Genomic DNA, 26441 nt, shown 5'->3' with positions numbered 1-26441 from the left:
CGGCGCCAGGAACACGTCTGAGGAGACTGTGCTGTGACCGGGATCAAGACGACCGGCGAGAAGAAACTGATGCTCTTCTCCGGCCGCGCCCACCCCGAGCTGGCCGAGGAGGTCGCGCACCAGCTCGGTGTCGGCCTCGTGCCGACGAAGGCCTTCGATTTCGCCAACGGTGAGATCTACGTCCGCTTCCAGGAGTCGGCGCGCGGCGCGGACTGCTTCCTGATCCAGAGCCACACGGCTCCGATCAACAAGTGGATCATGGAGCAGCTGATCATGATCGACGCGCTGAAGCGCGCGTCGGCCCGCTCGATCACGGTGATCGTGCCGTTCTACGGCTACGCCCGCCAGGACAAGAAGCACCGCGGCCGCGAGCCGATCTCGGCCCGTCTGATCGCGGACCTGATGAAGACGGCGGGCGCGGACCGCATCCTCACCGTCGACCTGCACACGGACCAGATCCAGGGCTTCTTCGACGGCCCGGTGGACCACCTGTTCGCGCTGCCGATCCTGGCGGACTACGTGGGCGCCAAGGTGGACCGTTCCAAGCTGACGATCGTCTCGCCGGACGCCGGCCGGGTGCGGGTCGCCGACCGCTGGTGCGACCGTCTGGACGCCCCGCTGGCGATCGTGCACAAGCGCCGTGACAAGGACGTCGCCAACCAGGTGACCGTCCACGAGGTCGTGGGCAATGTGAAGGGCCGGGTCTGTGTCCTGGTCGACGACATGATCGACACCGGCGGCACGATCTGCGCCGCCGCCGACGCCCTGTTCGCGCACGGCGCCGAGGACGTCATAGTGACGGCGACGCACGGTGTGCTCTCGGGCCCCGCGGCGGACCGCCTGAAGAACTCGAAGGTCAGCGAGTTCGTGTTCACGGACACCCTGCCGACGCCGGGTGAGCTGGAGCTCGACAAGATCAAGGTGCTGTCGATCGCGCCGACGATCGCCCGCGCGGTGCGCGAGGTCTTCGAGGACGGCTCGGTCACGAGCCTCTTCGAGGAGCAGTAGGAGCAGGCGGACGGGGCGGCGCAGGCGCCGCCGTTGATCCACTTTGGGGTGCGGCCTCCCCGCCGGGTAGACTCAGCGAGTTGCTCGGCGAGGGAGGCCGTACTCATGTACGGCGGTCCGTTATCGGCGCGCTCTTCGTAGCAGGCCAGTTGTTGGCCGGGTGACCATCCGTATTTCCGTCACCTCACGAGGAGTGCAGCCATGGCCGAGATCAAGCTCGCCGCTCAGGTCCGTACCGAGTTCGGCAAGGGTGCCGCCCGTCGCGCGCGCCGTGCCCACCAGGTTCCCGCGGTCGTCTACGGCCACGGTGCCGAGCCGGTCCACATCACCCTTCCGGGCCACGAGCTGCTGCTCGCGCTCCGCACCGCCAACGTCCTGATCGGTCTGGAGATCGACGGCAAGGACGCCCTGGTCATCCCCAAGGCCGTGCAGCGCAACCCGCTCAAGGGCGACATCGAGCACGTCGACCTGCTGACCGTGAAGCGCGGCGAGAAGGTCAACGTCGAGGTCGCGGTGCACGCCGAGGGCGACCTGGCCCCGGGCGGCAACCTGCTGGAGTACGTGCAGGCGACCCTGCTCGTCGAGGCCGAGGCCACCCACATCCCCGAGTCCGTCACGGTCTCCGTGCAGGGCCTGGACGCCGGTGCCTCGGTGCTCGCCAAGGACATCACGCTGCCCAAGGGCGCCGTGCTCGCCGGTGACGAGGACGCCATCGTGCTCCAGGTCGTCGCCGCGCAGGCCGAGGAGCCGGCCGCCGAGGCCGCCGAGGGTGAGGGCGAGGAGGGCTGAGTCCCGTCCCGCCTGCTTGACTGACGGGGCGGTGGTCTCCCTTTCGGGGAGCGCCACCGCCCCGTTTCGCCGTCCACGCCCGCTGTACGCGTACGAACGAGGAGACTTCGCGCGATGTCCGACGCCACCGACCCCTGGCTGATCGTGGGGCTGGGCAATCCCGGCCCCGAGTACGCGGCGAACCGGCACAACGTCGGTTTCATGGTCGCCGACCTGCTCGCCGAGCGGATCGGCGGGAAGTTCAAGCGCGCCCCGAAGGCGCAGGCGCAGGTGCTGGAGGGCCGGATCGGTCCGCCCGGACCGCTGAGCCGTCGCGTGGTGATCGCGAAGCCGATGTCGTACATGAATCTGTCCGGGGGCCCGGTGGTGGCGCTGCGGGACTTCTACAAGGTGCCGACGGCCCATGTGGTGGCGGTCCATGACGAGCTGGACATCGATTACGGGGCGCTGCGGGTGAAGCTGGGCGGCGGGGACAACGGGCACAACGGGCTGAAGTCGATGACGAAGGCGATGGGTCCGGACTATCACCGGGTGCGGTTCGGGATCGGCCGGCCGCCGGGGCGGATGCAGGTCGCGGACTTCGTGCTGAAGGACTTCTCGTCCGCGGAGCGCAAGGAGCTGGCGTTCGAGGTGGACCGGGCGGCGGACGCGGTGGAGTGCCTGCTGGCGGAGGGTCTGGAGCGGGCGCAGTCGGCGTACAACTCCTGAGCGGTGCGGCATGGCTTGACCGGTCGTGCGGCTCTGGCCAAGGATCTGGGCCCATGAAGCGGAATCCTTCCCACCGTGCCCTGTTGTACGGCCGCAGTGCGGTGCTCGGCCTCGTCGTCGTGGTGTTGCTGGTGGCGGGTGTGCTGACGTCCTGGGGCGCGGCGCACCACATCGTGCTGGGGAAGGGCCGGGAGCACGGGACGATGACGGTGACGGGGTGCGGCGACGACGTGTGCACGGGGTCGTTCGCGCCGGGCGACGGGGCGGCGGCGCGGTCGCGGGTGTCGGTGGACAGCTCGGTGGCGGCGCGGAAGGGCGACCGCTTCCCGGTGGTGGTGAAGCCGGGGACGGACGAGGTGGTGCGGACCGGGGCGCCGGGTTTCCTGCACGCGTGGGTGCCACTGGGCGGGGCGCTGGTGCTGGCGGCCCTGGTGATCGGCGGGGGCCTGCGGCTGACGCGGACGGCCTGGGGCACCGGGGTCGCGGGCGGGGTGCTGCTGGTGGCGGCGTTCATCGCGCTGTGAACGCGGGACGGGGCGCGGGGAGGTGATCCCCGCGCCCCGTTGTCGTGCGGTGCCGGGTCAGCCGGTGTTGCGGAGGCCCGCGGCGACACCGTTGACGGTGAGGAGCAGGGCGCGGGCGAGGAGCGGGTCCTCCTCCTCGCCGGCTTCGGCGGCCCGGCGCTGGCGGGCGAGCAGGGAGACCTGGAGGTAGGAGATCGGGTCCAGGTAGGCGTCGCGGATGGCGAAGGTCTGCTGGAGCACCGGGTTGGTGTCGAGCAGCTTCTCGCCGCCGGTGACGCGCAGGACCTCCTGCACGGTGAGGGCGTGCTCGGCCTCGATGACGTCGAAGACGTGCTTGAGCTCGTCGGGGACGAGGGTGTCGACGTAGTGCCGGGCGATGCGCAGGTCGGTCTTGGCGAGGGTCATCTCGACGTTGGAGATGAAGTTGCGGAAGAAGTGCCACTGCTCGTGCATCTCTTCCAGGACCGTGTCGAGTCCGGCCTCGCGCAGGGCCTTGAGGCCGGAGCCGACGCCGAACCAGCCGGGGACGATCTGGCGGGACTGGGTCCAGCCGAAGACCCAGGGGATGGCGCGGAGTCCGTCGAGCGAGACGCCGGAGCCGGGGCGGCGGGAGGGCCGCGAGCCGAGGTGCAGGCTTGCGAGCTGGTCCACGGGGGTGGAGGCGAGGAAGTACGACGGGAGGTCGGGGTCCTCGACGAGCTTGCGGTAGGCGGCGTGGGCGGCGTCGGAGACGGTGTCCATGGCCGCGTCCCAGCGGGCCAGGGCCTCGTCGGACTGGCGGGGGGCGGTGTGCAGGGCGGATGCCTGGAGGGTGGCCGCGACGGTCAGTTCCAGGTTCTCCCGGGCGAGTGCCGGGATGAGGTACTTGTCGGAGATGACCTCGCCCTGCTCGGTGACCTTGATCTCGCCCTCCAGGGTGCCCCAGGGCTGGGCGAGGATCGCGTCGTGCGAGGGGCCGCCGCCGCGGCCGACGGTGCCGCCGCGGCCGTGGAAGAGGCGGAGCCGTACGCCGTAGCGGTGGGCGACGTCGCGCAGGCGGCGCTGGGCGCGGTGGATCTCCCACTGGGAGGTGGTGATGCCGCCGAACTTGGAGGAGTCGGAGTAGCCGAGCATGACCTCCTGGACGTCGCCGCGCAGGGAGACGAGGCGCCGGTAGGAGGGGTCGGCGAGCATTTCGTCGAGGATGACGTCGGCGGCGCGCAGTTCGTCGGTGGTCTCGAGGAGCGGGACGATGCCGATCTCGGCCCAGCCGGCGTGGAGGTCGAGGAGGCCGGCCTCGCGGGCGAGTACGGCGGCGGCGAAGACGTCGTCGGCTCCCTGGCACATCGAGATGATGTAGGACTCGATGACTTCGGGGCCGAAGCGCTGGAAGGCTTCCTTGATGGTGTGGAAGACGCCGAGGGTCTTCTCGCCGGCGGCGTCGAGCGGTGCCGGGGTGGGTGCGAGGGGGCGGCGGGAGCGCAGCTCCTTGGCGAGGAGCTTCTGCCGGTAGTCGCGGGGCATGTCGGCGTAGCGCCAGGACTCCTCGCCGAGCCGGTCGAAGAGCTGGCCGAGGGCGTGGTGGTGGGCGTCGGCGTGTTCGCGGACGTCCATCGTGGCGAGCTGGAGGCCGAAGGCGGAGAGCGTGCGGATGGTGCGGTCCATGCGGCCGTCGGCGACGATGCCGGCCTTGTGGCGGCGCAGCGAGTCCTGGATGAGGGCGAGGTCGCTGATGAGTTCGGCGGTGCCGAGGTAGTCGCAGCCGGGGCGGTGGGGGCGGCCGGAGGCGAGGCGCTCGCGGGTGTTGACGAGCTTCTGGCGGATGCAGGTGGCCTTGAGCCGGTAGGGCTCCTCGGCGTTGAGCCGCTTGTAGCGGGGGCTGATCTCGGGGAGGAGGTCGAGGTCGGCCTGGAGGGAGGCGAGGAGTTCGTCGGTGGCGCCGGTGTAGCGGATGGAGTTGGAGAGCAGTCCGCGGAGCTGGTCGACGAGTTCGAGGGCGTCGGTGATGCCGTGCTCGTGCTGGAGGATGAGGACGTCCCAGGTGACCTTGGGGGTCACGTTGGGGTTGCCGTCGCGGTCGCCGCCGATCCAGGTGCCGAAGGTGAGGGGGCGGGTGCCGGCGGGGAGTTCGACGCCGACGCGCTCCAGTTCGGCGGCCAGGTCCTCCAGGACGTCGCCGACAGCGTTGGCGTGCAGCTCGTCCAGGTAGTAGATGGCGTTCCGGGCCTCGTCGGTGGGCTCGGGGCGTACGACGCGGAGTTCGTCGGTCTGCCAGATGAGGTCGATGTTCTCGGCGAGCCGGAGGTCCTGGCGGCGGCGGTCGGCCTCGATGACCGGGGTCTCCAGGAGGGCGGCGATGCGGCGGAGCTTGTTGAGGACGGAGCGCCGGGCAGCCTCGGTGGGGTGCGCGGTGAAGACGGGGCGCACGTTGAGGTTCTTGACGGTGGCGCGCAGATGCTCGGGGTCGGCGTCCTTGAGCCGGTCGGCGGTGCGGGCGAGGAGGCCGCCCTCGGCGGACCGGCGGTCGCGCATCTCGTGGGCGCGGTGGACCTGCTCGGTCACGTTGGCCAGGTGGAAGTAGGTGGAGAAGGCGCGGACGAGCTTGGCGGCGGTCTCCAGGCCGGTGTCGCCGAGGAGCTCGGCCGCGGCCTCGCCGTCGGTGCGGGTCAGGGCGCGTACGCGCTCGACGAGGTCGAGGAGTTCCGGGCCCTCCTGGCGTACCAGGGTCTCGCCCAGCAGGTCGCCGAGGCGGCGGATGTCGGCGCGCAGCTCGGGGCTGGCGGCGGGGGTCTGGTCGGCACTGCTCACAGTGTGCGGCTCCTTGCAGTGGTGGTGCACGGGACCCGGGACCGCGGTCGGCGGATGCCGACGCCACCCCGGAAAGCAGGGTGCGGACCGCGCTGTCCGACCTCTCCAGGATAGGTGTCCGTGCTTTCGGTGCTGTTCGCGCCCCGGACGGCCGTCCGTGTGCGCCGGGGGTCCGGTCGGGGTACGCGGTGTGTGTCTACCCGGTATTCGCGCGTCTGTGCGCGGTGTTTCGCCCTCTCGTGGGCGGGCCTCCGCGCTGCCATACTTACGAAGCCGTAGGTTACGGGTGCGTAACCCGGCTGTCCGTCCCGTTCTCACCCCCAGGGGACTCCCCATGAAGACCAGCCCCGATGTGATCGAGGCCGCCGCACCGGCGGCCGGTGATCCGGTTCTTCCCTCCGCCACGCTCGGCGGGGACAACAAGCGGTCGATCGAGCAGATCGCGCTCCTGCTGTTCATCGTCCTGCCGTTCGTGGCCCTGGTGGCGGCGGTGCCGCTGGCCTGGGGCCGCGGTGTGAGCTGGCTCGATCTGGGCCTGCTGGTGGCGATGTACTTCATCGGCTGCCACGGCATCACGATCGGCTTCCACCGGTACTTCACGCACGGCTCGTTCAAGGCGAAGCGTCCGCTCCGCATCGCCCTGGCGGTGGCCGGTTCGCTGGCTGTGGAGGGTCCCCTGGTGCGCTGGGTGGCCGATCACCGCAAGCACCACCGGTTCTCGGACGCTGACGGCGACCCGCATTCGCCGTGGCGGTTCGGCGAGACGCTGCCGGCGCTGCTGAAGGGGCTGTGGTGGGCCCACATCGCGTGGATGTTCGACGAGGAGCAGACGCCGCAGCAGAAGTACGCGCCGGACCTGATCAAGGACCCGGCGATCCGCCGGATCTCGCGCCACTTCATGACCTTCACGATCGTCTCGCTGGCGATCCCGCCGCTGGTCGGCGGCCTGGTGACGATGTCCTGGTGGGGTGCGGCGACGGCGTTCTTCTGGGGATCGCTGGTGCGGGTGGCGCTGCTGCACCACGTGACGTGGTCGATCAACTCGATCTGCCACGCGGTCGGCAAGCGCCCCTTCAAGTCCCGCGACAAGTCCGGCAACGTGTGGTGGCTGGCGGTCCTGTCCTGCGGCGAGTCCTGGCACAACCTGCACCACGCGGACCCGACGAGCGCGCGGCACGGCGTGATGCGCGGTCAGATCGATTCGAGTGCGCGCCTCATCCGCTGGTTCGAGCAGGCCGGCTGGGCGTACGACGTGCGCTGGCCGGACGAGGCCCGTATCGAGTCCCGGCGCAAGCGCGCGGCGGCCGACGCGGCATGATGGACGATGTGGCGACCGACTCCAGCGCAGGCAGCGAGAACACCCGTGCACCTTCGTCCCGGCGGGCCCGCCGGGTGCGGATGACCGGGAAGGAACGCCGCGAGCAGCTGCTGGACATCGGTCGCACCCTGTTCGCCGACAAGGGCTTCGAGGGCACGTCTGTCGAGGAGATCGCGGCCCGCGCGGGGGTGTCGAAGCCGGTCGTCTACGAACACTTCGGCGGCAAGGAGGGGCTGTACGCGGTCGTGGTGGACCGGGAGATGCGCCAGCTCCTGGACATGGTGACCGGCGCCCTGACCGCGGGGCACCCCCGGGAGCTCCTGGAGCAGGCGGCGTTCGCGCTCCTGGACTACATCGAGACGTACACCGACGGCTTCCGCATCCTGGTCCGGGACTCGCCGGTCGCCCAGTCGACGGGCACCTTCGCCTCCCTGATCAGCGACATCGCGACCCAGGTCGAGGACATCCTCGGCCTGGAGTTCAAGGCCCGGGGCTTCGATCCGAAGCTGGCCCCGCTGTACGCGCAGGCGCTGGTGGGCATGGTGGCGCTGACGGGCCAGTGGTGGGTGAACGCGCGCAAGCCGAAGAAGGCGGAGGTCGCGGCCCATCTGGTGAATCTGGCCTGGCACGGTCTGGAGAACCTGGAGTCGAAGCCGCGGCTGATAGGGCACCGCAAGAGCTGACGGCCCGTCGGGGGGCGGGCCGGTTCGGCCGGCGAGTGTGGCCAAGCCGCAATCTTGATCCATCGCTAAACCACTTCAGTCCCGGGGTGCGCAGTTGTAGAGTCTGTGAACATCCCGGGAATGCTTCACCCTGCACGTAACGTGCCCGTGAAAGCGTTTGCCCCGGTTCCACCACTTACCCCTTGGGGGGGCTTTGACTTCTGTGGAACCCGGCCGTTTCGTCGTGCGCTCGAAGCGCGCGAGCCGGATCGCGGCCTGCACCGCACTCGTTCTCTCCGCCGGCATGCTGCTGGCGGCCCCGGCTTCGGCCGATGACTCGGCGCCCGCTCCGAGCGGCGCCACCGCGCAGTTCACCCCCGAGCTCGGCGGTCAGCCGACGCTCAGCCTGCCGAAGCGCACGGCGAAGAAGTCCGGCGCCTCGGGCGTGGCGGGCACCCAGTCCCCGTCCTCCGTCGTCCCGGCCAAGCCGCGCGGGGACCTGGACGGCGACGGCTACACCGACATGCTCTACCGGGGTCTGGACGGCAACCTGTACGCCGCCATGGACTCCTCGGGCTCGCACCCGTACACGATCAACAGCGACGACCCCTACGAGACCGCCAAGGACATCATCACGCCGGGCGACCTCGACGGCGGCGGCATGGCCGAGGTTCTGACGCTGTCGGCGTCGGGCAAGCTCTCGCTCTACCAGAGCTGGGGCGCGGACAGCACCGGCTACGTCACCTGGTCGGGCAACGGCTGGCAGAAGTACAACAAGGTCTCCGCCCCCGGCGACCTGGACGGCGACGGCCGCGGCGACCTGATCGCGCGGACGCCCTCCGGCGACGTCTACGTCTACATCTCCACCGGCAACGTGAACAGCGCGCCCTTCAAGGCCGGTGTCAAGGTGGGCTACGGCTGGAACGTCTACGACCAGATCGTGGGCGCCAACGACGTCAACGGCGACGGCCTGGGCGACGTCATCGCCCGTACGCCCGCCGGTGACGTGTACTTCTACGCCGGTACCGGCGACGCCGCGAAGCCCTTCAAGGCGCGCGTCAAGGTCGGCTACGGCTGGGACATCTACAACCAGCTGATCAGCTTCGACGACCTCGACGGCGACGGCCTCGGCGACATCGTCGCCCGTAAGCCGAACGGCGCGCTCTACACGTACCTCTCCACCGGCTACGGCACCTTCGAGCCGCGCGTCGAGGGCGGCAAGGGCTGGAACGCGGCGGCGCTGTTCGTCGGCGCGGGCGGCAACCCGGCCTGGGGCAAGCAGGAGCTGGAGGCGCGTACCAAGGGCGGCAGCCTGTACTGGTACCAGAGCCGGAACAACGAGAACTTCTTCCCGCGTCAGCTGGACAGCTCGGACACCGGCTGGAACCAGGTCAGCCTGTCGCTGGCGTCCTCGCTGGACAACGACGGCTGGGGCGAACTCCTCCAGGTCTACAAGGGCACCCTCTGGGTCGGCGCCGAGGAGATCGGCTCCGGCTGGCAGGTCTACAACAGCCTCACCGGTCCGGGCGACCTGAGCGGTGACGGCAAGGGCGACGTGCTGGCCCGCGACACCAGCGGCAACCTGTACCTGTACAAGGGCAACGGGCTCGGCACCAAGTTCGCGGCCAAGGTCAAGGTCGGCTACGGCTACAACACGTACAACAAGATCGTCGGCGCCGGTGACCTCAGCGGCGACGGCATCGCGGACGTCGTGGCCCGCGACACCAAGGGCAACCTGTACCTGTACAAGGGCACGGGCAACGCCACCAAGCCGCTCTCGGCCCGCGTCAAGCTCGGCTACGGCTACAACACGTACAAGCAGCTCGCCGCCCCCGGCGACCTGGACGGCGACGGCTTCGCCGACCTGGTCGGCGTCGACGGCAAGGGCGACGTGTACCGCTACTCGTCCACCGGCACGGGCAAGATCGAGAAGCGCGTCAAGATCGGCTACGGCTGGGACATCTACAACGGCCTGTACTAGGCCCGCGTGACCCACGGCGCCCCGTTCCCGCAGTCGCGGGGGCGGGGCGCTGTCGTGTGCTCAGCCGGTCACCGGCTCCAGGAACTCCAGCCGGTTGCCCACCGGGTCGTGGCTGTAGAAGCGGCGGTGGCCCGGCAGGCCGTCGTCCCAGACCACTTCGGCGCCGCGCCCGGCCAGCCGGGCCGCGTACGCCTCGATGTCCGTGACGCGCAGGCCCGGGTGGGCCTTGCGGGCCGGGCGGAAGTCCGCCTCGATGCCCAGGTGCAGCTGGACGGGGCCGGCGGTGAACCAGCAGCCGCCCCGGGCCGCGAGCACGGGTGGCTTCGGGATCTCCGTCATGCCGAGGACGTCGCCGTAGTACGCGCGCAGGGCTTCCTCGCTGCCTTCCGGGGCGGCGAGCTGGACGTGGTCGAGCGAGGCGATCACCGGTCCTCCCGGTGGGCGACGGCGAAGATGCGGCGGAAGGGGAGGACCGTGCCGTGCGGGCCCTTGGGGTAGGCCGTGCGCAGGAGGTCGCGGTAGTCGGCGAGGAAGGCGTCCCGGGCCTCGTCGTCGTCGGCGAGGGCGGTGAGGACGGGGCGCAGCCCGGTGCCCTTGACCCAGTCCAGGACGGGGTCGTCGCCCGGGAGCAGGTGGAGGTAGGTGGTCTCCCAGACGTCGGCCGTGGTGCCGGGGCGGGTCAGCGCGTCCAGGTATCCGGCGGGGCTCAGCACGGCGTCCGCGTGGCGCAGCAGGCCGCCGAGGCGGGGGCGCCAGCGCGGGGACTCCGCGAGTTCGCGCATCAGGACGTGCGAGGGCTGGTCGAAGTTGCCGGGGACCTGGAGGGCGAGCGTGCCGCCGGGGAGCAGGGCGTCCAGCCAGAGCGGCAGGCGGGCGGCGTGGCCGGGGACCCACTGGAGCAGGGCGTTGGAGACGATCAGGCCGTACGGCTCCGGGGGCGTCCAGGCGGCCGCGTCGGCCTCGGCGAAGTCCAGCAGTTCCGTGGCGTGGGCGCGGGCCCGTTCCAGCATCTGCGGGGAGTTGTCGTAGCCGGTGATCCGGGCGTGCGGCCAGCGCTCGGCGAGCAGGGCGGTGACGTTTCCGGCGCCGCAGCCGAGGTCGGCGATGCGGGGCGCGGGCAGGCCGGGCGGGTCGGGGACGCGGGCCAGGAGGTCGTGGAAGGGGCGGGTGCGGTGATCCGCGTGGCGCAGGTATTGCTGCGGATCCCAGAGGGGTGCGGTCATGGGGTCCAGCATGATCAGGGAATATCTTGATGTCAAGACACTTGAATTCAAGAGACTTCATGTCGACAGACCATCTACACTGATCCACATGGAGGACGAGGTCGACCGTCTGGTCGCTGCATGGCGCCGCGAGCGCCCCGACCTCGACGTGGAACCGCTCGAGGTCCTCAGCCGCGTCTCCCGCCTGGCCCGGCACCTCGACCGGGCCCGCCGCATCGCCTTCGCCGAGCACCAGCTCGAACCGTGGGAGTTCGACGTCCTCACGTCGCTGCGCCGGGCCGGTGCCCCCTACCAGCTCTCCCCCGGCCAGCTGCTCACCCAGACCCTGGTCACCTCGGGGACGATGACCAACCGCATCGACCGCCTCACCAAGAAGAACCTGGTCGAGCGGCTGCCCGACCCCAGCGACCGGCGCGGCGTCCTCGTCCGGCTCACCGCCGAGGGCCGCGACAAGGCCGACCAGTCGCTGGCCGGCCTCCTCGCCCAGGAGCGCGCCATCCTCGGCGAGCTCTCCCGCCAGCAGCGCGCCGAACTGGCCGGGCTGCTACGCCAGTTGACCGCCCCGTTCGACAACGTCCCCGGGTAGTCCCAGCTCGGCCGGGCCGACCCCGGCCCGGCGCGCCAGCGCCACCGCGGCCAGCGTCGAGTGCACGCCCAGCTTCCCCAGCACGTTCTGCATGTGCGTCCGCACGGTGTGCGGGGACAGGAAGAGCCGCTCCGCGACCGCCTTGCGGCCCAGGCCCGCCACCATGCACCGCAGCACCTCGCGCTCGCGCGGGGTCAGCGACTCGACCAGCTTCTCGCTCTCGGTGCGGTGCTTGCGGTCGGCCAGCAGCTCGCGGAGCACCCCGGTCAGCAGGGCGGCGGGCAGATGCGTCTCGTCGCGCAGCACCCCCCGGATCACCGCCAGCAGCCGTTGCAGCGAGCTGTCCTTGGCGACCCAGCCGCAGGCCCCGGCCTGAAGGGCGAGCGCGGCCCGGGCCGGGTCGTCCTTCTCGGCGAGCACCACCGTGCGCACCGAGGGACGCGCCGCGCGGACCGCGCCGACGAGGGCGATCCCGTCGACCGGTCCCGCCTGCCCGGGAGCGGAGCGGGGGGCGGGCACCGGGAGCGGGCCCACCCCGGCGCGGGCGGGCGCGACGGCGCCCAGCTCCGCGTCGGCCAGCAGCACGTCGTATCCCCGGCCCTCGGCCGCCGCGCGCTCCAGACAGCGCAGCGCCGCCGGGCCGCTCCCGGCCGCGGCCACCTCGACATCGGGCTCGGCCGCGAGCGCGGCGGCCAGCGATTCGGCGAAGATCCGGTGGTCGTCCACCACGAGAACCCGGATACGGGCCACAGACACCCCCATGCTGTGTGTGACGGGGCGCACGACGCAGGCCCCCGCCGCGCTGTCCATCAGCGTACGGGTGGGGGCCCGGGTGAAGGGGAAAATGGCGGAACTTGTCCGGGGCTGCGGCCAAGGGTGGGGCGCATGTTCCCTCTTGAGACAGACTTCCAGGCCCCCGGCTTCCACCGGAAGCGGGGATACGAGGTGCGCGGGCAGGTCGAGAACTGCCCGCGCGGCCTCACGGAGTACCACCCTCACGAAGGAATGCGGCTGACCCCGGTCAGACCAGTCGGCGCGCCCCGGCCGACGGCACCGCGGGAAAGACGCCCGGGACGCCGTAACCGGCCGCGGTGAACGCCTCCAGGACGGACTTGGTCACCGCGTCCGCCCGCGCCTCCTCGACCAGCACGATCGCCGAGCCGCCGAAGCCGCCCCCGGTCATCCGCGCCCCGAGCGCCCCCGCCGCGTTGGCCGCCTCGACCACGAGGTCGAGCTCCACGCAGGAGACCCGCAGGTCGTCGCGGAGCGAGACGTGCCCCGCCGTGAGGACCGGGCCCGCCGCGCGCACGTCGCCCGCGTCGAGCAGCGCGATGACCTGCTCGACGCGCTGGTTGTCGCCGACCACATGGCGCACGTACCGCACGACGGACTCGTCCGCGCCGGACTGGGCGAGCCGGTCCAGGGCGGCGTCCAGCTCCGCGTACGGCAGGTCGCGCAGGGTGCCTATGCCGAGCAGGCGGGCGCCCTCCTCGCAGCCGGCCCGGCGCTCCGCGTACGCCCCGTCGCCCAGCGCGTGCTTGACGCGGGTGTCGACCACCAGGAGTTGGAGCCCGTGCGAGGCCAGGTCGAAGGGCACCTGGCGGCGGCCGAGGTCCCGGGTGTCCAGGTGCAGGGCGTGGCCCTCGGTGCAGCAGGCGGACGCCATCTGGTCCATGACCCCGCAGGGGACGCCGACGAACGCGTTCTCGGCGCGCTGGGCGAGGACCGCGAGCTCGGCCGCGTCGAGCCCGAGGCCGAAGAGGTCGTTGAGCGCGAGGGCGGTGACCACTTCGAGGGCGGCGGACGAGGAGAGCCCGGCGCCCGTGGGGACGGTGGAGGTCAGCTGGATGTCGGCGCCGGTGATCTCGTGGCCCGCCTCGCGCAGCGCCCAGACGACGCCGGCCGGGTAGGCGGCCCAGCCGTGGCCCTCGTGCGGGGTGAGCCCGTCCACGCGGAGCCGGACGACTCCCCCGGGCACGTCGGTGGAGTGCAGCCGCAGTTCGCCGTCGGTGCGGCGGGAGACGGCGGCGCGGGCGGTGTGCGGGAGGGCGAGCGGCATGACGAAGCCGTCGTTGAAGTCGGTGTACTCGCCGATCAGGTTGACCCGGCCGGGTGCGGCCCAGATCCCCTCGGGCTCGCTCCCGTACAGCTCGGTGAAGGAAGCGGTGAGCTCTGCGTGGTCCACGGTCATGGTGCGGTGGGCTCCTCTCGGCGGGCGAACGTCCAGGCGTCGGAGACGATTCCGGCCAGGTCGGCGCGGGACGGCTGCCAGCCGAGCCGGTCCTTGGCGGTGGCGGCGGAGGCGACGAGGACGGCCGGGTCACCGGCGCGGCGCGGGGCCGCGGTCTCGGGGACGGGGTGGCCGGTGACCTCGCGGACCGTCTCGATGACCTCGCGGACCGAGAAGCCGTTGCCGTTGCCGAGGTTGCAGATCAGGTGCTCGCCCGGGGTGGCGGCGTCGAGGGCGAGGAGGTGCGCCTCGGCCAGGTCCGCGACGTGGATGTAGTCGCGGACGCAGGTGCCGTCCGGGGTCGGGTAGTCGTCGCCGTAGACGGAGATCGAGTCGCGCTGCCCCAGGGCGACCTGGAGGACCAGCGGGATGAGGTGGGACTCCGGGCTGTGGCGCTCGCCGCAGTCCTTGTAGGCCCCGGCCACGTTGAAGTAGCGCAGCGAGACGGCGGCCAGGCCGTGGGCGGCGGCCTCCCCGGTGATCATGTGGTCGACGGCGAGCTTGGTGGCGCCGTACGGGCTGGTCGGGGCGGTGGGGTCGGCCTCCGTGATGGGGCTGGTGACCGGCTCGCCGTAGGTGGCCGCGGTGGAGGAGAAGACCAGGGTGCGGACCCCGGCGGCGCGCATCGCGGCGAGCAGCGCGGTGGACCCGCCGACGTTGTTGAGCCAGTACTTCTCGGGGTCGGTGACGGACTCGCCGACCTGGGAGTACGCGGCGAAGTGGAGGACCCCGTCGTAGGAGGGGTCGAGCCACTTCGCGGCGTCCTGGACGCGGCCCTCGATGAAGTCGGCCCCGGCCGGGACGCCCTCGCGGAAGCCGGTGGACAGGTCGTCCAGGACGGTGACGGCGTGACCGGCCTCGATCAGGTGCTGGGCGACGACACTGCCCACGTAACCGGCGCCACCGGTGACCAGGTACTTCTTCGGGGTCTTGCTCACTGGCTCGCTACCTCTCGCAGTCGCTGGGCCGCGGTCTCCGGCGGCACGTCGTTGATGAACACGCTCATGCCGGATTCGGAACCCGCGAGGAACTTCAGCTTGCCGGAGGTCCGTCGGATGGTGAAAAGCTCGAGGTGCAGCCCGAAGTCCTCACGCCCGGGAACCCCGAACGGCGCCTGGTGCCAGGCGGAGATGTACGGGGTCGGCGGCTCTCCGGGTCCGAAGATCCGGTCGAATCGCCTCAACAGTTCCAGATAGACCTGTGGGAACTCCGTGCGCGCCTCCTTGTCCAGCTCCCGCAGGTCGGCGACGCGGCGGCGCGGGTGGAGGTGCACCTCGTACGGCCAGTGGGCCGCGTAGGGGACGAAGGCGATCCAGTGCTCGGCGGCGAGCACGATCCGGGAGCCGTCCTCCTCCTCGCGGGCGACCACGTCGTCGAAGAGGTTGCGGCCGGTCTTCGCGTGGTGGGCGGCCATCGAGCGCAGCATCAGCTCGGTGCGCGGGGTGACGAAGGGGTAGCCGTAGATCTGGCCGTGCGGGTGGCCGAGCGTGACGCCGATCTCGGCGCCCCGGTTCTCGAAGCAGAACACCTGCTTGACCTGCGGGAGCCGGGCGAGGGCCGCGGTGCGGTCGGTCCAGGCGTCCAGGACGAGTCCGGCCTGCTCCTCGGTGAGGTCCGCGAAGGAGGCGTCGTGGTCGGAGGTGAAGCAGACGACCTCGCAGCGGCCGGAGTCCCCGGCGAGCGAGGGGAAGCGGTTCTCGAAGACGGCGACGTCGTAGTCGGGCTCCGGGATCTCGCTCTGCCGGCCCTCGCGCGAGGGGCACAGCGGGCACTCGTCGGCGGGCGGGTGGTAGGTCCGGCCCTGGCGGTGCGAGGCGATGGCCACGCTGTCGCCGAGCAGGGGATCGCGCCGGATCTCGGACGAGGTGGAGACGGCGTCGAGAGGGCGCGTGTCGACGGCCTCGCGCACGAGGTCGTCGCGGCTGTCGTAGTAGATCAGCTCCCGGCCGTCGGCGAGCGTCGTAACCGTCTTCTTCACCAGACTCCTCCCACCAAACATAAGCAAACACAATGAACCACAAGTCAACAGATGCGTCAATGAGTCGCGGATCGGGGGCAGACGGGCCGTACGAGGCGGATCGTGACCGCTTGAAGCCTGTGATTCAGGCAATACGATCACAAACAAACAAAGAACCTCTCTGAGACTGTTCACTTTCCGAACACAAGAGCGTAGTTTCCTTCGAGTTCAGTTCGCGCAACGAAGCGAGACCCCCACATGCAATACCTGGCAGCAGGGCTCCGGCTCCCCACGAACGGGCTCGACTACACGATCCTGGCGATCTACTTCGTCGTGGTGCTCGGCATCGGCTTCGCCGCCCGGGCGAGCGTCAAGACCAGCCTCGACTTCTTCCTCTCCGGACGGTCACTGCCCGCATGGGTGACCGGTCTGGCCTTCGTGGCGGCGAACCTCGGCGCCACCGAGATCCTCGGCATGGCGGCCACCGGCGCGCAGTACGGCGTCGCGGTCGTGCACTGGTACTGGATCGGCGCCATCCCCGCGATGGTCTTCCTCGGCCTCGTGATGATGCCGTTCTACTACCGCTCGAAGGTGCGCTCGGTGCCGGAGTTCCTGCTCCAGCGCTTCGACAAGTCCGCGCACCTGCTGAGCTCCATACTCTTCGCCTTCTCGGCGATCCTGATCGCGGGCGTCAACCTGTACGCCCTGTCGATCGTCGTGGAGGCGCTCCTCGGCTGGCCGCAGTGGGTCGCGATCGTCGTCGCGGGCCTCTTCGTCCTCGTCTACATCACGATCGGCGGGCTCTCCTCCGCGATCTACAACGAGGTGCTGCAGTTCTTCGTCATCCTCGCCGCGCTGATCCCGCTTACCCTGCTGGGTCTCAAGCGCGTCGGCGGCTGGGACGGGCTCAGTGATTCCCTGACGTCGAAGCACGGCTCGAACTTCATGTCGGCCTGGGGCGGCACCGGCATCGGTGACGCCAACCCGCTCGGCGCCAACTGGCTGACGATCGTCCTCGGCCTCGGCTTCGTGCTGTCCTTCGGCTACTGGACGACGAACTTCGCCGAGGTGCAGCGCGCCCTGTCCGCGAAGAACCTCTCGGCCGCCCAGCGCACCCCGCTGATCGCCGCGTTCCCGAAGATGTTCATCGTCTTCGCCGTGATGATCCCGGGCCTCGTCGCCGCCGCGATCGTGCCGAACATCGGCACCGACGGCTCCGGCACCACGTACAACGACGCGATCCCGCTGCTGATGCGCGAGCTGCTGCCCAACGGTGTGCTGGGCATCGCGGTGACCGGTCTGCTGGCCGCGTTCATGGCGGGCATGGCCGCCAACGTCTCCTCGTTCAACACCGTGTTCACCACGGACATCTGGGCGCGGTACGTGAAGAAGGACCAGTCGGACGCGTACTACCTGCGCTTCGGCCGGCTGATCACGGCGCTCGGCGTGCTGGCCTCCATCGGCACCGCGTTCATCGCCGCCAGCTTCTCGAACATCATGAGCTACCTCCAGACGCTCTTCTCGTTCTTCAACGTCCCGCTCTTCGTCGTCTTCATCATCGGCATGTTCTGGAAGCGCGCCTCGATGAAGTCCGGTGTCTGGGGCCTGCTCGCGGGCACCACGGCCGCGATGGTCAACTACTTCGTCATCTACAAGCAGGGCGTCATCGACATCCCGAGCGACCAGGGCGCCAACTTCGTCTCCGCGATCGTCGGCTTCGTCGCCGGTGCGGTCGTCATGGTCGCGGTCACGCTCTTCACCGCTCCCAAGCCCGAGGCCGAACTCGCCGGCCTCGTCTACGGAACCGAGTCCCCGGGCGCTCCCGAGGTGCCCGAAGAGGGCGACAGCGCCTGGTACCGCAGGCCGGCGCTCCTGGGCTGGGGAGCCATCGTGCTCGCCGCCCTGTGCTACGTCCCCTACTCGTTCTGATCGGAGCCACCCACCATGTCCGACCTGCACAAGGAAGTCTCCGACCTGGAGCAGAAGTCCGCCACGGCGGCCCGCCTCTTCGACATCCGGCGGATCATCGGCGGCCTCTTCGTGGTCTACGGGATCATCGTGACGATCGCCGGGATCAGCCCGTCCGACGAGGACCTGAAGAAGGCCCAGGGCGTCCACATCAACCTCTGGACCGGTCTCGCCATGCTGGCGCTCGGCCTGTTCTTCCTGGTCTGGATGAAGCTGCGCCCGGCCCAGGCCCCGGAGCACGCACCGGAGGACTAGTCCGCCGCACCCGCCAGGGGCCGGACCCCGTCAGCCGACGGGGTCCGGCCCCTGCCGGGTCACCGCCGCCCGGTCCAGCAGCCCGGTCCGGGCGGCCAGGGCGGCGGCCTCCAGGCGGGAGCCGACGCCGAGCTTCATCAGGACGCGCTGGACGTGCGTGCGCGCGGTGCTCGGCGCGATCCGCATCCCGACCGCGATCAGCCGGGTGTCCTCCCCCTCCGCGACCCGGACCAGCACCTCCACCTCGCGCGGGGTGAGCAGCCGCAGCAGCCTGCGCCCCTCGTCGTCCGGCTGGGCGACCGGGTCGAGCAGTTCGGCGAAGGCGCCCTGGAGGAGCTGGGGCGCGATGGCCGCCTCCCCGGCCCTGGCCTTGACCATGGCGCGCTCCACCCCCTCGATCCGCTCGTCGTGCCGGACGTAACCGGCGGCCCCGGCCGCGAACGCGGCGGCGATCCCGCGCGGGCTGGGGACCGGGCCGAGCACGACCACCGCGGTCTGCGGGCGCTCGCGCCTGATCCGGACGACCGGGTCGAAGGTGCCGGGCACGGCGGGCGACGCGGTGCCGAACAGGCAGACCTCCGGGGCCCGTCCGACGACGAGGTCCGCCGCCCCGGTGGTGGGAGCGGCGGCGGCCAGCACCCGGTGGCCGCGCAGTCTCAGCGCCGAGGCCAGCGCCTCGGCGAGCAGTCGGTGGTCGTCCACCACCATCAGCCGGACACCCATCGCCCCATCCCCCCGTCGCACCGGCCAAGGCCCCCCGGCCTTCCAGGGCCTGCAAGTTACACGGCCGGGTACGCGTGTGGGGGTGGAACCGGCCGGTTCCACCCCCACACGTGATGCGCGGTCAGCTGGTGTGGAAGGACACCACCAGGTATTCCTTCTCGTTGAACGAGCTCTTGCGCGGCGCGCTGATCATCGTCTCGGAGATGAAGAAGCGGCCCTGTTCGTAGCGGAACTCGGCGTAGTCCGCGGAGAAGCTGGTCTCCGCGTCCCGGACGGCCTCGTCGGACGGGTTGCGCATCAGGACGGTCTGCTTGAAGGTGCTGCCGTCGATGGAGACGATCTCACCGCCCTTGTCGTACGGGGGTTCCCGGTACGCGATGATGTTGCCGCCGTCCATGCGCAGCGGGAACATCGTGAACTTCTCGCCCGCGTCGGCCCGGTCGCCGGTCTGCTTGCCGGTGGTGAGGTCGAAGGAGACGATCTCGTTGGTCCGGCTGAAGCTCTCGCCGGTGCCCTCGTGCTCCTCGGTCGGCAGGTAGAGGCGGTTGTTGCCGACGGCGAGGTGCTGGCACTGCTCGACCTCGGTGGAACCGCACCTGGCCGCGTACTTCTCGGCGTCGGCGGAGATGCGGATCTTCAGCTTGCCGGTGGCCTCGTCGATCGAGAAGAAGTCCGAGATGCTGCTGCCGTCCCCCGCGGTGTCGCCGACGTCGGCGGCGACGACGAGCGGCTTGGTGGAGACGATGCTCGCGTAGTCGACGCCGGGCGGCATCTTGTACGAGGAGAGCGGGGCGCCCGTCGTCGGGTTCAGCGCCTGGATGGTGAGCTGCGGCTCGTCGTACGTACCGCACTTGCGGACGACGGCCAGGGCCTCACCGCCGCCGTACCCCGCGTCGTAGCAGTTGTCGGCGCTGACCTTCGGCTTCCACAGCTCGGCGCCGGTGTCCAGCTTGAAGGCGGCGCCGCCCCGGGAGCCGCCGGCGGCGACCGTGGTGCCGCTGAGGGTGACCTCGTCGAAGCGGATGGGTTCGTCACCGCCGTTGGAGGCGACGACCGACTTGCTCCACAGCAGCTTGCCGGTGGCCAGGTCGAGGGCGCCGACCTTGGTGCAGCTCTGGTACTTCTTGGCCGTGGTGCGCTTGCCCTCCTCGAAGAGGATGGCGGTCTTGTAGTCCTTGGACATGTGCCGCGAGGCACCGCAGACCTGGCCGTCCAGCGGGATCGACCAGAGCTTGGTGCCCTTGTCCAGGTCGTAGCCGACGACCTCGTTGATGCCCGACTTCACGTAGGCCTTGTCGGTGACCCAGGAGCCGTCGACGGTGGTGACGTCGGTGACCTTGGGCTGCGGGAGCTGGAAGCCGACGGCCGAGTCGACGTTCGCCGGGGCCTTCTCCTTGCCGCCGGTGGAGCCCCCCTTCCCGCCGTCGTCGCCCTTGCCGCCCTTGTTCTCGCCGGAGGTGCCGGCGGAGGAGCCCGCCTCGTCCTTCTTGTCGTCGCCTCCGCTGGAGGCGTACCAGATGCCGCCGCCGACGATCAGGGCGACGGCGACCACAGCCGCGACGATGATCTGGGCCTGGGTGGAGAACTTCTTCCCGCCCCCGCCCCCGCCCTGCGGCGGCGTCGGGTAGGCCGGCTGCATCGGGGCGGTCGGGTAGCCGTACGGCTGCTGCTGGCCCTGCTGCGGGAAGCCGTAGCCGGGCTGGGTGGGCGGCTGGGGCGGCTGGGCCTGCGGGAAACCGTAGCCCGGCTGCGTCGGCGGCTGGGCGGGCTGCCCCTGCGGGAAGCCGTAGCCCGGCTGCGTCGGCGGCTGCTGGGGCGGGCCCGGGGGCGGCGGCGGGGTCGGGGCGCCGAAGCCACCGGAGGGCGGGTCCTGCGGGGCGCCGAAACCGCCGGGCGGCGGGTCCTGCGGCGCGCCGAAACCGCCCTGGGACGGGTCGTTGGGCGGCTGCTGGGGCGGCTGGGTCATGGCGTTGCGTACCTCGGGGAAGGGGGTCGGTCGGGTTCGTCCGGACGGGGTGAGCCGTCAGTTGCCGAAGGCCATCATGGTGCTCGTCTCCAGCTCTTCCTTGTCGTTGCCCGCGCTGACCCGTCCACTCGCGATGAACGAACGCCCGTCCGCGTACAGGATCTTCGGGTTGTAGAAGGAGCGCTCGATCTCCGAGGTGGAGTCCGGGTGCTGGAGCACCATCTTCGGGCTGCCGCCGGCCGGGGAGAGGGTCGCGATGCCGCCGCCCTTGCTGTAGCCGCCGTCGACGTAGAGCAGGACGTTGGCGCCCTCCATGCCGAGCGGTTCCATGGTCTGCTCGGCGGGGGAGTTCGCCTTCCACTTCGTCTTGCCGGTGTTCAGGTTGAACGCGACGACCTTGTTGGTGCGGGCGGAGCCGCTGGTGTCGTCCGTCGTCGACATGTAGAAGGTGTTGGCGTCGGCGGCGACGCCGACGCAGCCCTGGAGCTGCTGGCCGAAGATGGTGAAACCGCCGCCGCAGTCCGGGGAGAACTTGTCACCCTTCTCGCTGGACAGCTGGGAGCGCAGCGTGCCGTTCTCGCGGAGCGCGATGACGCTCCACTTCTTGTCCTCGCTGCTGTCGCCCTTGGTGAGGGAGACGACGAGGGGGGTCACCGAGTAGACCTTGTCGACCTCCCAGCCGCGGGCGGGCTTGTAGGTCCACTTCGCCCTGCCGGTGCTGGGGTCGAGCTCCTCGATCTCCTGCTGCGGGTTCTCGACGTCGTCGGTGCGGCAGTTGACCGCGGCGATGAGCTTGGGGCCGCCGGCGAAGGCGAACGGCTGGCAGTTGCCGCTCCGCTTGCCGAAGACCTCCTTGCCGTCGCTGACCCGGAAGGCGTTGGACGCACCGGTGCGGCCGGCCGTGACGGTGTCCCCGCTGATGGCCATGGAGAGGTCGGACATCATGTCGAAGAGGCCGCTCTTCTTGACCTCCTTCTTCCATCCGGCCTTGCCCGTGTTGAGGTCGATCTGCTGGAGGGCGGAGCAGTCGGCCTTGTCGGTGGTGCCGTTCTTGATCGCGATGACGATCTTGCCGTCGGCGGTGGTCTGCTCGGGCGCGGAGCAGATGTCGGCCGGCAGCTTCAGCGTCCACGCCTGCTTGCCGTCGGCGACCGAGTAGCCGGAGACCGTGCGGTACATGCCCTTGACGATGGTGTCGCCGACGATCCAGGGGCCGTAGACGTCCGCGCCGTTGCGCGGGAGGTCGACGTCGTTCTTCTGCAGCCAGAGGACCTTGGCCTCGCCGTCCTTGCGGCCGCTGTTGAGGTCGTCGTCCTCCTCCCGGCCGGTGCCGTTGCCGTCGCCCTTGTCGACGGTGGGCGAGCCGGTGGGCTTCTTGACCTGTTCGCTCTTCTTGGCGACCGGCTTGTCGTCGTCGCCGTCGCCCCCGCTCGTCGCGAAGTACACGCCGCCGCCGATGACCAGGAGCGCGGCGACGGCGGCACCGATGATCATGGCCGGCTTGCGCTTGAACGGGTTGCCGCCGCCGGGGCCGTTCGGGCCGGGCGGCACGGGCGCGCCGGGGTGCTGCTGCGGCGGGAAGCCGTAACCGGCCTGCGGCTGCTGGCCGTACGGGCCCGGCTGCGGCTGACCGTACGGGCCGGGCTGCTGGTTGTACGGGCCCGGCTGCGGCTGACCGTAGGGGCCGGGCTGCTGCGGCTGGCCGTAGGGCCCCGGCTGCTGCGGCTTGTCGTACGGGCCCGGCTGCTGCGGGTAGCCGTAGCCCGGCTGCGTGGGCGGCGGGGTCGGCGGCGCGGCGGGCGGCGGCGGGGTCTGCGGCGGGCCCTGGGGCGGCTGCGGTACCCCGTGCGGCGGCTCCTGCGGAGCGCCGAAGCCTCCCTGCGGCGGTTGCTGTCCGGGCGGCTGGGTCATCAGCACGTCCCCCTTCGTGCGGTCCGGTGCCCGTTCCGGACTCCCCCGCGATCCCGTCGGCACCGGGGGCAAGGCCCCCTGGAACACGACGGAATGGAGCGAATCGGGCATGGATCCCGCAGTGTCACGTCAGTCGAGCGGGACTTCTTTGTACCACCCGCCCGGGGGCGCCCTCCGGTTCGGTCCACCCCTGTTCCCAAGGGAGGACCGGGCTGTGATGCCGCTGTGATGCTTCGGACCGTCAGCCGCCGAAGACCACCACGGAGCGCGCCTCCACCTCGTCGTCGCCCTCGATGCCGCTGAGCCGCGAGGGCGTCAGCACGGCGCGTCCTCCGGTGTACACGATGCGCGGTTCGTAGATGCCGCGCTCCAGGTCGGCGCCGGACGCCGGGTGGCGCTGCACGAACTGCGGGGTGCCGCCGGTGGAGGGGAGGGAGGCGATCCCGCCGCCCTTGCCCTTGACCGCGTGGACGTACATCAGCAGCTTGCCGCCCTCGGTGCGCAGCGGGGTGACGGCCTGGCCCGCCGGTGAGTCGGCCGACCAGCGGAACTTGCCGGTGGCCAGGTCGAACGCCACCACCTTGTTGGCGTGGAGCGCGCCGAACTCGCCGTACTTGGTGCTCATGTAGAAGGTGTTCGCGTCGGCGGTCACGCCCACGCAGTTGTCCAGGTTCCGGCCGAGCGACGTCATGTCCCGCTCGCACTTGACCTGGTAGTCGCCCGGTCCACCGGAGAGCTGGGAGCGGTAGGTGCCGTCGGCGTTGAGGACGAGAACGGCCCACTTGGTGGCGTCGTCCGGCTGCTTCAGCGAGACGACCAGCGGGCTGACCGAGTAGATCTGCGCGACCTCCCACTTCTTCTTCAGCCGGTACGTCCACAGCGCCTTGCCGGTGGCGGGGTCGATCCGCTGGAGCTGCTGGTCCTTGTACTGGTCGTCGGCGGTGTGGCAGCTGACGGCCGCGATGGCGACCGGGCCGCTGGCGACGCCGAACGGCTGGCACTTCCCGGGGCGTTCACCGAAGAGCTTCTTGCCGTCGCTGACCCGGAAGCCCTCGGTCCGGCTGGTGCGGCCGACGGTCACGGTGTCGCCGTTGATGGACATCGCGAGGTCGGAGAGCCCGTCCCAGAGGCCCGTGCGGGCGTACGACTTGCGCCAGCCGGCCTTGCCGGTCCTCAGGTCGACCATCTGGAGCGTGTCGCACTCGGCGTCGGCGGCGGTGTCGTGCCGGATTCCGAGGACGATCCTGCCGTCGGCGGTGGGCTGCGAGGGGGCCGAGCACATCTTGGCCGGCAGCCGGAGGTTCCATTTCCGGGTGCCGTCGGAGACCGAGTAGCCGGAGACGGTGTTGAACAGCGCCCGGACGACGACGTCCCCGGCGAGCCAGGGGCCGAACTGGTCCTCGCCGTTGCGCGGGAGGTCGACGCCGCCCTTCTGGATCCAGGCGACCTTCGCGTCACCGGGCTTGGCCCCGGCGTTGATGGTCCGGGCCTCCTCCTCGGGGCTGACCACCGGCTCCCCAGTGGCCCCGCCCTTGGTCGGTGACGGCGCCGCGGTGGGCTTCGCGGAGTGGGTGGGTCCGGCCAGGGGCTTGTCGTCGTCCCCGCCGCCGGTGGCGAACCAGATCCCGCCGCCCGCGAGGAGCGCCACGGCGAGCACCGCCCCGACGATCTTCGCGGTCCGGCCCCGGAACGGGCCGCCCCGGCCGGGCTCCCCGCCGGGCGTGGGCGCCGCGTACTGCTGGGTGGGCATCTGGTGCAGCCCCGGCTGCGTGTACGGGCCGGGCTGCTGGTGGTACGGGCCCGGCCGGGGCTGTCCGGGCCCCGGTGGCGGATAGCCGTAGCCGGCCCGGGCCGGTGGCTGGGTGTACGGACCGGTCGCCGGATCGTACGGTGCTCCGAACTCGCCCTGCGGCGGCTGCTGTCCGGGCGGCTGGCTCATCGGACCCGTCCCCCTGTGGTGAAAGTGGCACGGACCTGGCCCGCACCGGGCAAGGGTTCTTTGTACCACCCGCCCCACACGTAACGACGCTCAGGCGTCCTCGGCCAGTTCCAGCCAGCGCATCTCCAGCACATCGCGTTCCGCGACGAGTTCGCGCAGCTCGGCGTCGAGCTTCGCCACCTTCTCGAAGTCCGTGGCGTTCTCGGCGATCTGCGCGTGCAGGGTCGTCTCGCGCGAGGACATCTTCTCCAGCTGGCGTTCGACCTTCTGGAGCTCCTTCTTGGCCGCGCGGGCCGCCTGCGCGGAGACCGCGGGTGCCGGGGCGGCGGCCTGGGCGGCGGCCGGTGCGGCGGGGGCGGGCGTCCCGGCCTGGCGCTGCCTGCGCTCCAGGTACTCGTCGATGCCGCGCGGCAGCATCCGCAGCGACTTGTCGCCGAGCAGGGCCATGACCCGGTCCGTGGTGCGCTCGATGAAGAACCGGTCGTGGGAGATCACGATCATGGAGCCGGGCCAGCCGTCGAGCAGGTCCTCCAGCTGGGTCAGGGTCTCGATGTCGAGGTCGTTGGTCGGCTCGTCGAGGAAGAGCACGTTGGGCTCGTCCATCAGCAGGCGCAGGATCTGGAGCCGGCGCCGCTCACCGCCGGAGAGGTCGCCGACGGGCGTCCACTGCTTCTCCTTCGCGAAGCCGAACTGCTCGCAGAGCTGTCCGGCGGTCATCTCGCGGCCCTTGCCGAGGTCCACCCGGTCCCGCACCTGCTGGACGGCCTCCAGCACCCGCAGCTCCGGGTTCAGCTCGTGGACCTCCTGGGAGAGGTAGGCGAGCCGGACGGTCTTGCCGACGACGATCCGCCCGGCGGCGGGCTGGACCTCGCCCTCGCTGCGGGCGGCCTCGGCGAGCGCCCGCAGCAGCGAGGTCTTCCCGGCGCCGTTGACCCCGACCAGGCCGATGCGGTCGCCGGGGCCGAGCTGCCAGGTGAGGTGCTGGAGCAGGGTCTTGGGGCCGGCCTGGACGGTGACGTCCTCCAGGTCGAAGACGGTCTTGCCGAGCCGGGCGTTGGCGAACTTCATCAGCTCGCTGGTGTCGCGCGGCGGCGGCACGTCCGCGATGAGCTCGTTGGCGGCCTCGATGCGGTAGCGCGGCTTGGCGGTGCGGGCGGGGGCGCCGCGCCGCAGCCAGGCCAGCTCCTTGCGCATCAGGTTCTGCCGCTTGGCCTCCTCGGTCGCGGCGATCCGCTCCCGTTCGGCGCGCGCGAACACGTAGTCGCTGTAGCCGCCCTCGTATTCGTGGACCGTGCCGCGCTGGACGTCCCACATGCGGGTGCAGACCTGGTCCAGGAACCAGCGGTCGTGGGTGACGCAGACCAGGGCGGAGCGGCGGGCGCGCAGATGGCCCGCGAGCCAGGCGATGCCCTCGACGTCGAGGTGGTTGGTCGGCTCGTCCAGGACGATCAGGTCCTGCTCGGCGATGAGCAGCTTGGCGAGCGCGATCCGGCGCCGCTCGCCGCCGGAGAGCGGGGCGATGACCGTGTCCAGGCCGTTCTGGAAGCCGGGCAGGTCGAGCCCGCCGAAGAGGCCGGTCAGCACGTCCCGGATCTTGGCGCTGCCCGCCCACTCGTGGTCGGCGAGGTCGCCGATGACCTCGTGGCGGATGGTGGCCTGGGGGTCGAGCGAGTCGTGCTGGGTGAGCACGCCGAGGCGCAGCCCGCCGCTGTGCGTGACGCGGCCGGTGTCGGCCTCCTCCAGCCGGGCGAGCATCCGGATCAGCGTCGTCTTGCCGTCGCCGTTGCGGCCGACGACACCGATCCTGTCCCCCTCCGAGACGCCGAGGGAGACACCGTCGAGCAGGGCACGGGTGCCGTACACCTTGCTGACCTGCTCGACATTGATGAGGTTGACGGCCACGAAC

Annotated in this window: 22 protein-coding genes; 10 read left to right on the top strand and 12 right to left on the bottom strand. The window is 71.0% G+C overall.

Features of this window, described 5'->3' with window-relative positions; genetic code table 11:
* Positions 1–33: 33 nt before the first annotated feature.
* From AB0L33_RS17865 to AB0L33_RS17850, 4 genes are all read left to right on the top strand, one after another.
* Positions 34–1008: a ribose-phosphate diphosphokinase gene (locus AB0L33_RS17865; protein WP_073968578.1), complete on the top strand. Its 975-nt coding sequence runs from the start codon at positions 34–36 to the stop codon at positions 1006–1008.
* A 201-nt stretch (positions 1009–1209) separates the two neighbouring features.
* Positions 1210–1797, top strand: coding sequence for a 50S ribosomal protein L25/general stress protein Ctc (locus AB0L33_RS17860; protein WP_365682378.1), 588 nt, complete (start codon positions 1210–1212; stop codon positions 1795–1797).
* Between the two features lie 114 nt (positions 1798–1911).
* Entirely contained in the window at positions 1912–2505 is a 594-nt protein-coding gene (pth, locus tag AB0L33_RS17855) for an aminoacyl-tRNA hydrolase (RefSeq protein ID WP_365682376.1), read from the top strand.
* Between the two features lie 53 nt (positions 2506–2558).
* Complete coding sequence (locus AB0L33_RS17850; protein ID WP_365682375.1) at positions 2559–3029, top strand: hypothetical protein; 471 nt, start codon at positions 2559–2561, stop codon at positions 3027–3029.
* 57 nt (positions 3030–3086) lie between these two features.
* Here the strand turns inward: AB0L33_RS17850 and ppc are convergent, their stop codons facing one another.
* On the bottom strand, positions 3087–5816 hold the full coding sequence (gene ppc / locus AB0L33_RS17845) for a phosphoenolpyruvate carboxylase (protein ID WP_365682373.1): 2730 nt from the start codon (positions 5814–5816) through the stop codon (positions 3087–3089).
* A 334-nt stretch (positions 5817–6150) separates the two neighbouring features.
* On the opposite strand from ppc, the gene AB0L33_RS17840 reads away from it, so the two are divergent.
* The 3 genes from AB0L33_RS17840 (at position 6151) to AB0L33_RS17830 (ending at position 9777) form a co-directional block, all read left to right on the top strand.
* Positions 6151–7134, top strand: coding sequence for a fatty acid desaturase (locus AB0L33_RS17840; RefSeq protein ID WP_365682371.1), 984 nt, complete (start codon positions 6151–6153; stop codon positions 7132–7134).
* Positions 7131–7817: a TetR/AcrR family transcriptional regulator gene (locus AB0L33_RS17835; protein WP_143620829.1), complete on the top strand. Its 687-nt coding sequence runs from the start codon at positions 7131–7133 to the stop codon at positions 7815–7817. The genes AB0L33_RS17840 and AB0L33_RS17835 overlap by 4 nt, the downstream gene beginning before the upstream one ends.
* Before the next feature lie 202 nt (positions 7818–8019).
* Positions 8020–9777 carry a VCBS repeat-containing protein gene (locus AB0L33_RS17830; RefSeq protein WP_365682566.1) on the top strand — a complete coding sequence of 586 codons (1758 nt, stop codon included), beginning with the start codon at positions 8020–8022 and terminating at the stop codon, positions 9775–9777.
* A gap of 60 nt (positions 9778–9837) precedes the next feature.
* Here AB0L33_RS17830 and AB0L33_RS17825 read toward each other — a convergent pair whose 3' ends face one another.
* Both AB0L33_RS17825 and AB0L33_RS17820 read right to left on the bottom strand, forming a co-directional pair.
* Complete coding sequence (locus AB0L33_RS17825; protein ID WP_365682370.1) at positions 9838–10203, bottom strand: VOC family protein; 366 nt, start codon at positions 10201–10203, stop codon at positions 9838–9840.
* On the bottom strand, positions 10200–11000 hold the full coding sequence (locus AB0L33_RS17820; protein WP_365682368.1) for a trans-aconitate 2-methyltransferase: 801 nt from the start codon (positions 10998–11000) through the stop codon (positions 10200–10202). The genes AB0L33_RS17825 and AB0L33_RS17820 overlap by 4 nt, the downstream gene beginning before the upstream one ends.
* Before the next feature lie 88 nt (positions 11001–11088).
* On the opposite strand from AB0L33_RS17820, the gene AB0L33_RS17815 reads away from it, so the two are divergent.
* Entirely contained in the window at positions 11089–11586 is a 498-nt protein-coding gene (locus AB0L33_RS17815; protein ID WP_365682366.1) for a MarR family transcriptional regulator, read from the top strand.
* On the opposite strand, the gene AB0L33_RS17810 is transcribed toward AB0L33_RS17815, so the two are convergent.
* The 4 genes from AB0L33_RS17810 to galT all read right to left on the bottom strand — a co-directional run bounded on the left by AB0L33_RS17810 (position 11545) and on the right by galT (position 15794).
* Entirely contained in the window at positions 11545–12348 is an 804-nt protein-coding gene (locus AB0L33_RS17810; RefSeq protein ID WP_365682364.1) for a response regulator transcription factor, read from the bottom strand. The genes AB0L33_RS17815 and AB0L33_RS17810 overlap by 42 nt on opposite strands.
* A 259-nt stretch (positions 12349–12607) precedes the next feature.
* A complete protein-coding gene (gene galK / locus AB0L33_RS17805; RefSeq protein ID WP_365682362.1) occupies positions 12608–13777 on the bottom strand; it encodes a galactokinase in 1170 nt (389 codons plus the stop codon).
* Positions 13774–14754, bottom strand: a complete 981-nt coding sequence (gene galE, locus AB0L33_RS17800; RefSeq protein ID WP_365682361.1) for a UDP-glucose 4-epimerase GalE — start codon at positions 14752–14754, stop codon at positions 13774–13776. Before galE ends, galK begins: the two co-directional genes overlap by 4 nt.
* The gene (gene galT, locus AB0L33_RS17795; protein ID WP_365682359.1) at positions 14751–15794 is read right to left on the bottom strand and encodes a galactose-1-phosphate uridylyltransferase; all 1044 of its coding nucleotides are present in this window, start codon (positions 15792–15794) and stop codon (positions 14751–14753) included. The genes galE and galT overlap by 4 nt, the downstream gene beginning before the upstream one ends.
* 237 nt (positions 15795–16031) lie before the next feature.
* Here galT and AB0L33_RS17790 point away from each other — a divergent pair, with 237 nt between their 5' ends.
* On the top strand, positions 16032–17702 hold the full coding sequence (locus AB0L33_RS17790) for a sodium:solute symporter family protein (RefSeq protein ID WP_365682357.1): 1671 nt from the start codon (positions 16032–16034) through the stop codon (positions 17700–17702).
* Between the two features lie 15 nt (positions 17703–17717).
* Positions 17718–17996 carry a hypothetical protein gene (locus tag AB0L33_RS17785; RefSeq protein WP_365682355.1) on the top strand — a complete coding sequence of 93 codons (279 nt, stop codon included), beginning with the start codon at positions 17718–17720 and terminating at the stop codon, positions 17994–17996.
* Between the two features lie 30 nt (positions 17997–18026).
* Here AB0L33_RS17785 and AB0L33_RS17780 read toward each other — a convergent pair whose 3' ends face one another.
* From AB0L33_RS17780 to AB0L33_RS17760, 5 genes are all read right to left on the bottom strand, one after another.
* Positions 18027–18719, bottom strand: a complete 693-nt coding sequence (locus AB0L33_RS17780; protein ID WP_365682354.1) for a LuxR C-terminal-related transcriptional regulator — start codon at positions 18717–18719, stop codon at positions 18027–18029.
* 121 nt (positions 18720–18840) lie between these two features.
* Positions 18841–20685, bottom strand: coding sequence for a PQQ-binding-like beta-propeller repeat protein (locus AB0L33_RS17775; RefSeq protein WP_365682352.1), 1845 nt, complete (start codon positions 20683–20685; stop codon positions 18841–18843).
* A 57-nt stretch (positions 20686–20742) separates the two neighbouring features.
* The gene (locus AB0L33_RS17770) at positions 20743–22596 is read right to left on the bottom strand and encodes a PQQ-binding-like beta-propeller repeat protein (RefSeq protein WP_365682350.1); all 1854 of its coding nucleotides are present in this window, start codon (positions 22594–22596) and stop codon (positions 20743–20745) included.
* Between the two features lie 241 nt (positions 22597–22837).
* Entirely contained in the window at positions 22838–24535 is a 1698-nt protein-coding gene (locus AB0L33_RS17765) for a PQQ-binding-like beta-propeller repeat protein (protein ID WP_365682348.1), read from the bottom strand.
* Between the two features lie 90 nt (positions 24536–24625).
* Positions 24626–26437: an ABC-F family ATP-binding cassette domain-containing protein gene (locus tag AB0L33_RS17760; RefSeq protein WP_365682346.1), complete on the bottom strand. Its 1812-nt coding sequence runs from the start codon at positions 26435–26437 to the stop codon at positions 24626–24628.
* Positions 26438–26441: the final 4 nt, after the last annotated feature.

It is taken from the genome of Streptomyces sp. NPDC052299 (genome assembly GCF_040679335.1).
In the GTDB taxonomy this organism is placed as follows: Bacteria; Actinomycetota; Actinomycetes; order Streptomycetales; family Streptomycetaceae; genus Streptomyces.
This window is presented reverse-complemented; position numbering and strand designations above follow the sequence as displayed.

What these genes read in the sequence shown, in the direction of transcription:
- AB0L33_RS17860 (WP_365682378.1), top strand. Translation starts at nt 1,210, where the DNA reads ATGGCCGAGATCAAGCTCGCCGCTCAGGTCCGTACCGAGTTCGGCAAG.
- pth (WP_365682376.1), top strand. Translation starts at nt 1,912, where the DNA reads ATGTCCGACGCCACCGACCCCTGGCTGATCGTGGGGCTGGGCAATCCC.
- AB0L33_RS17850 (WP_365682375.1), top strand. Translation starts at nt 2,559, where the DNA reads ATGAAGCGGAATCCTTCCCACCGTGCCCTGTTGTACGGCCGCAGTGCG.
- AB0L33_RS17840 (WP_365682371.1), top strand. Translation starts at nt 6,151, where the DNA reads ATGAAGACCAGCCCCGATGTGATCGAGGCCGCCGCACCGGCGGCCGGT.
- AB0L33_RS17835 (WP_143620829.1), top strand. Translation starts at nt 7,131, where the DNA reads ATGATGGACGATGTGGCGACCGACTCCAGCGCAGGCAGCGAGAACACC.
- AB0L33_RS17820 (WP_365682368.1), bottom strand. Translation starts at nt 11,000, where the DNA reads ATGACCGCACCCCTCTGGGATCCGCAGCAATACCTGCGCCACGCGGAT.
- AB0L33_RS17815 (WP_365682366.1), top strand. Translation starts at nt 11,089, where the DNA reads ATGGAGGACGAGGTCGACCGTCTGGTCGCTGCATGGCGCCGCGAGCGC.
- AB0L33_RS17810 (WP_365682364.1), bottom strand. Translation starts at nt 12,348, where the DNA reads ATGGGGGTGTCTGTGGCCCGTATCCGGGTTCTCGTGGTGGACGACCAC.
- galK (WP_365682362.1), bottom strand. Translation starts at nt 13,777, where the DNA reads ATGACCGTGGACCACGCAGAGCTCACCGCTTCCTTCACCGAGCTGTAC.
- AB0L33_RS17790 (WP_365682357.1), top strand. Translation starts at nt 16,032, where the DNA reads ATGCAATACCTGGCAGCAGGGCTCCGGCTCCCCACGAACGGGCTCGAC.
- AB0L33_RS17785 (WP_365682355.1), top strand. Translation starts at nt 17,718, where the DNA reads ATGTCCGACCTGCACAAGGAAGTCTCCGACCTGGAGCAGAAGTCCGCC.
- AB0L33_RS17780 (WP_365682354.1), bottom strand. Translation starts at nt 18,719, where the DNA reads ATGGGTGTCCGGCTGATGGTGGTGGACGACCACCGACTGCTCGCCGAG.
- AB0L33_RS17775 (WP_365682352.1), bottom strand. Translation starts at nt 20,685, where the DNA reads ATGACCCAGCCGCCCCAGCAGCCGCCCAACGACCCGTCCCAGGGCGGT.
- AB0L33_RS17770 (WP_365682350.1), bottom strand. Translation starts at nt 22,596, where the DNA reads ATGACCCAGCCGCCCGGACAGCAACCGCCGCAGGGAGGCTTCGGCGCT.
- AB0L33_RS17765 (WP_365682348.1), bottom strand. Translation starts at nt 24,535, where the DNA reads ATGAGCCAGCCGCCCGGACAGCAGCCGCCGCAGGGCGAGTTCGGAGCA.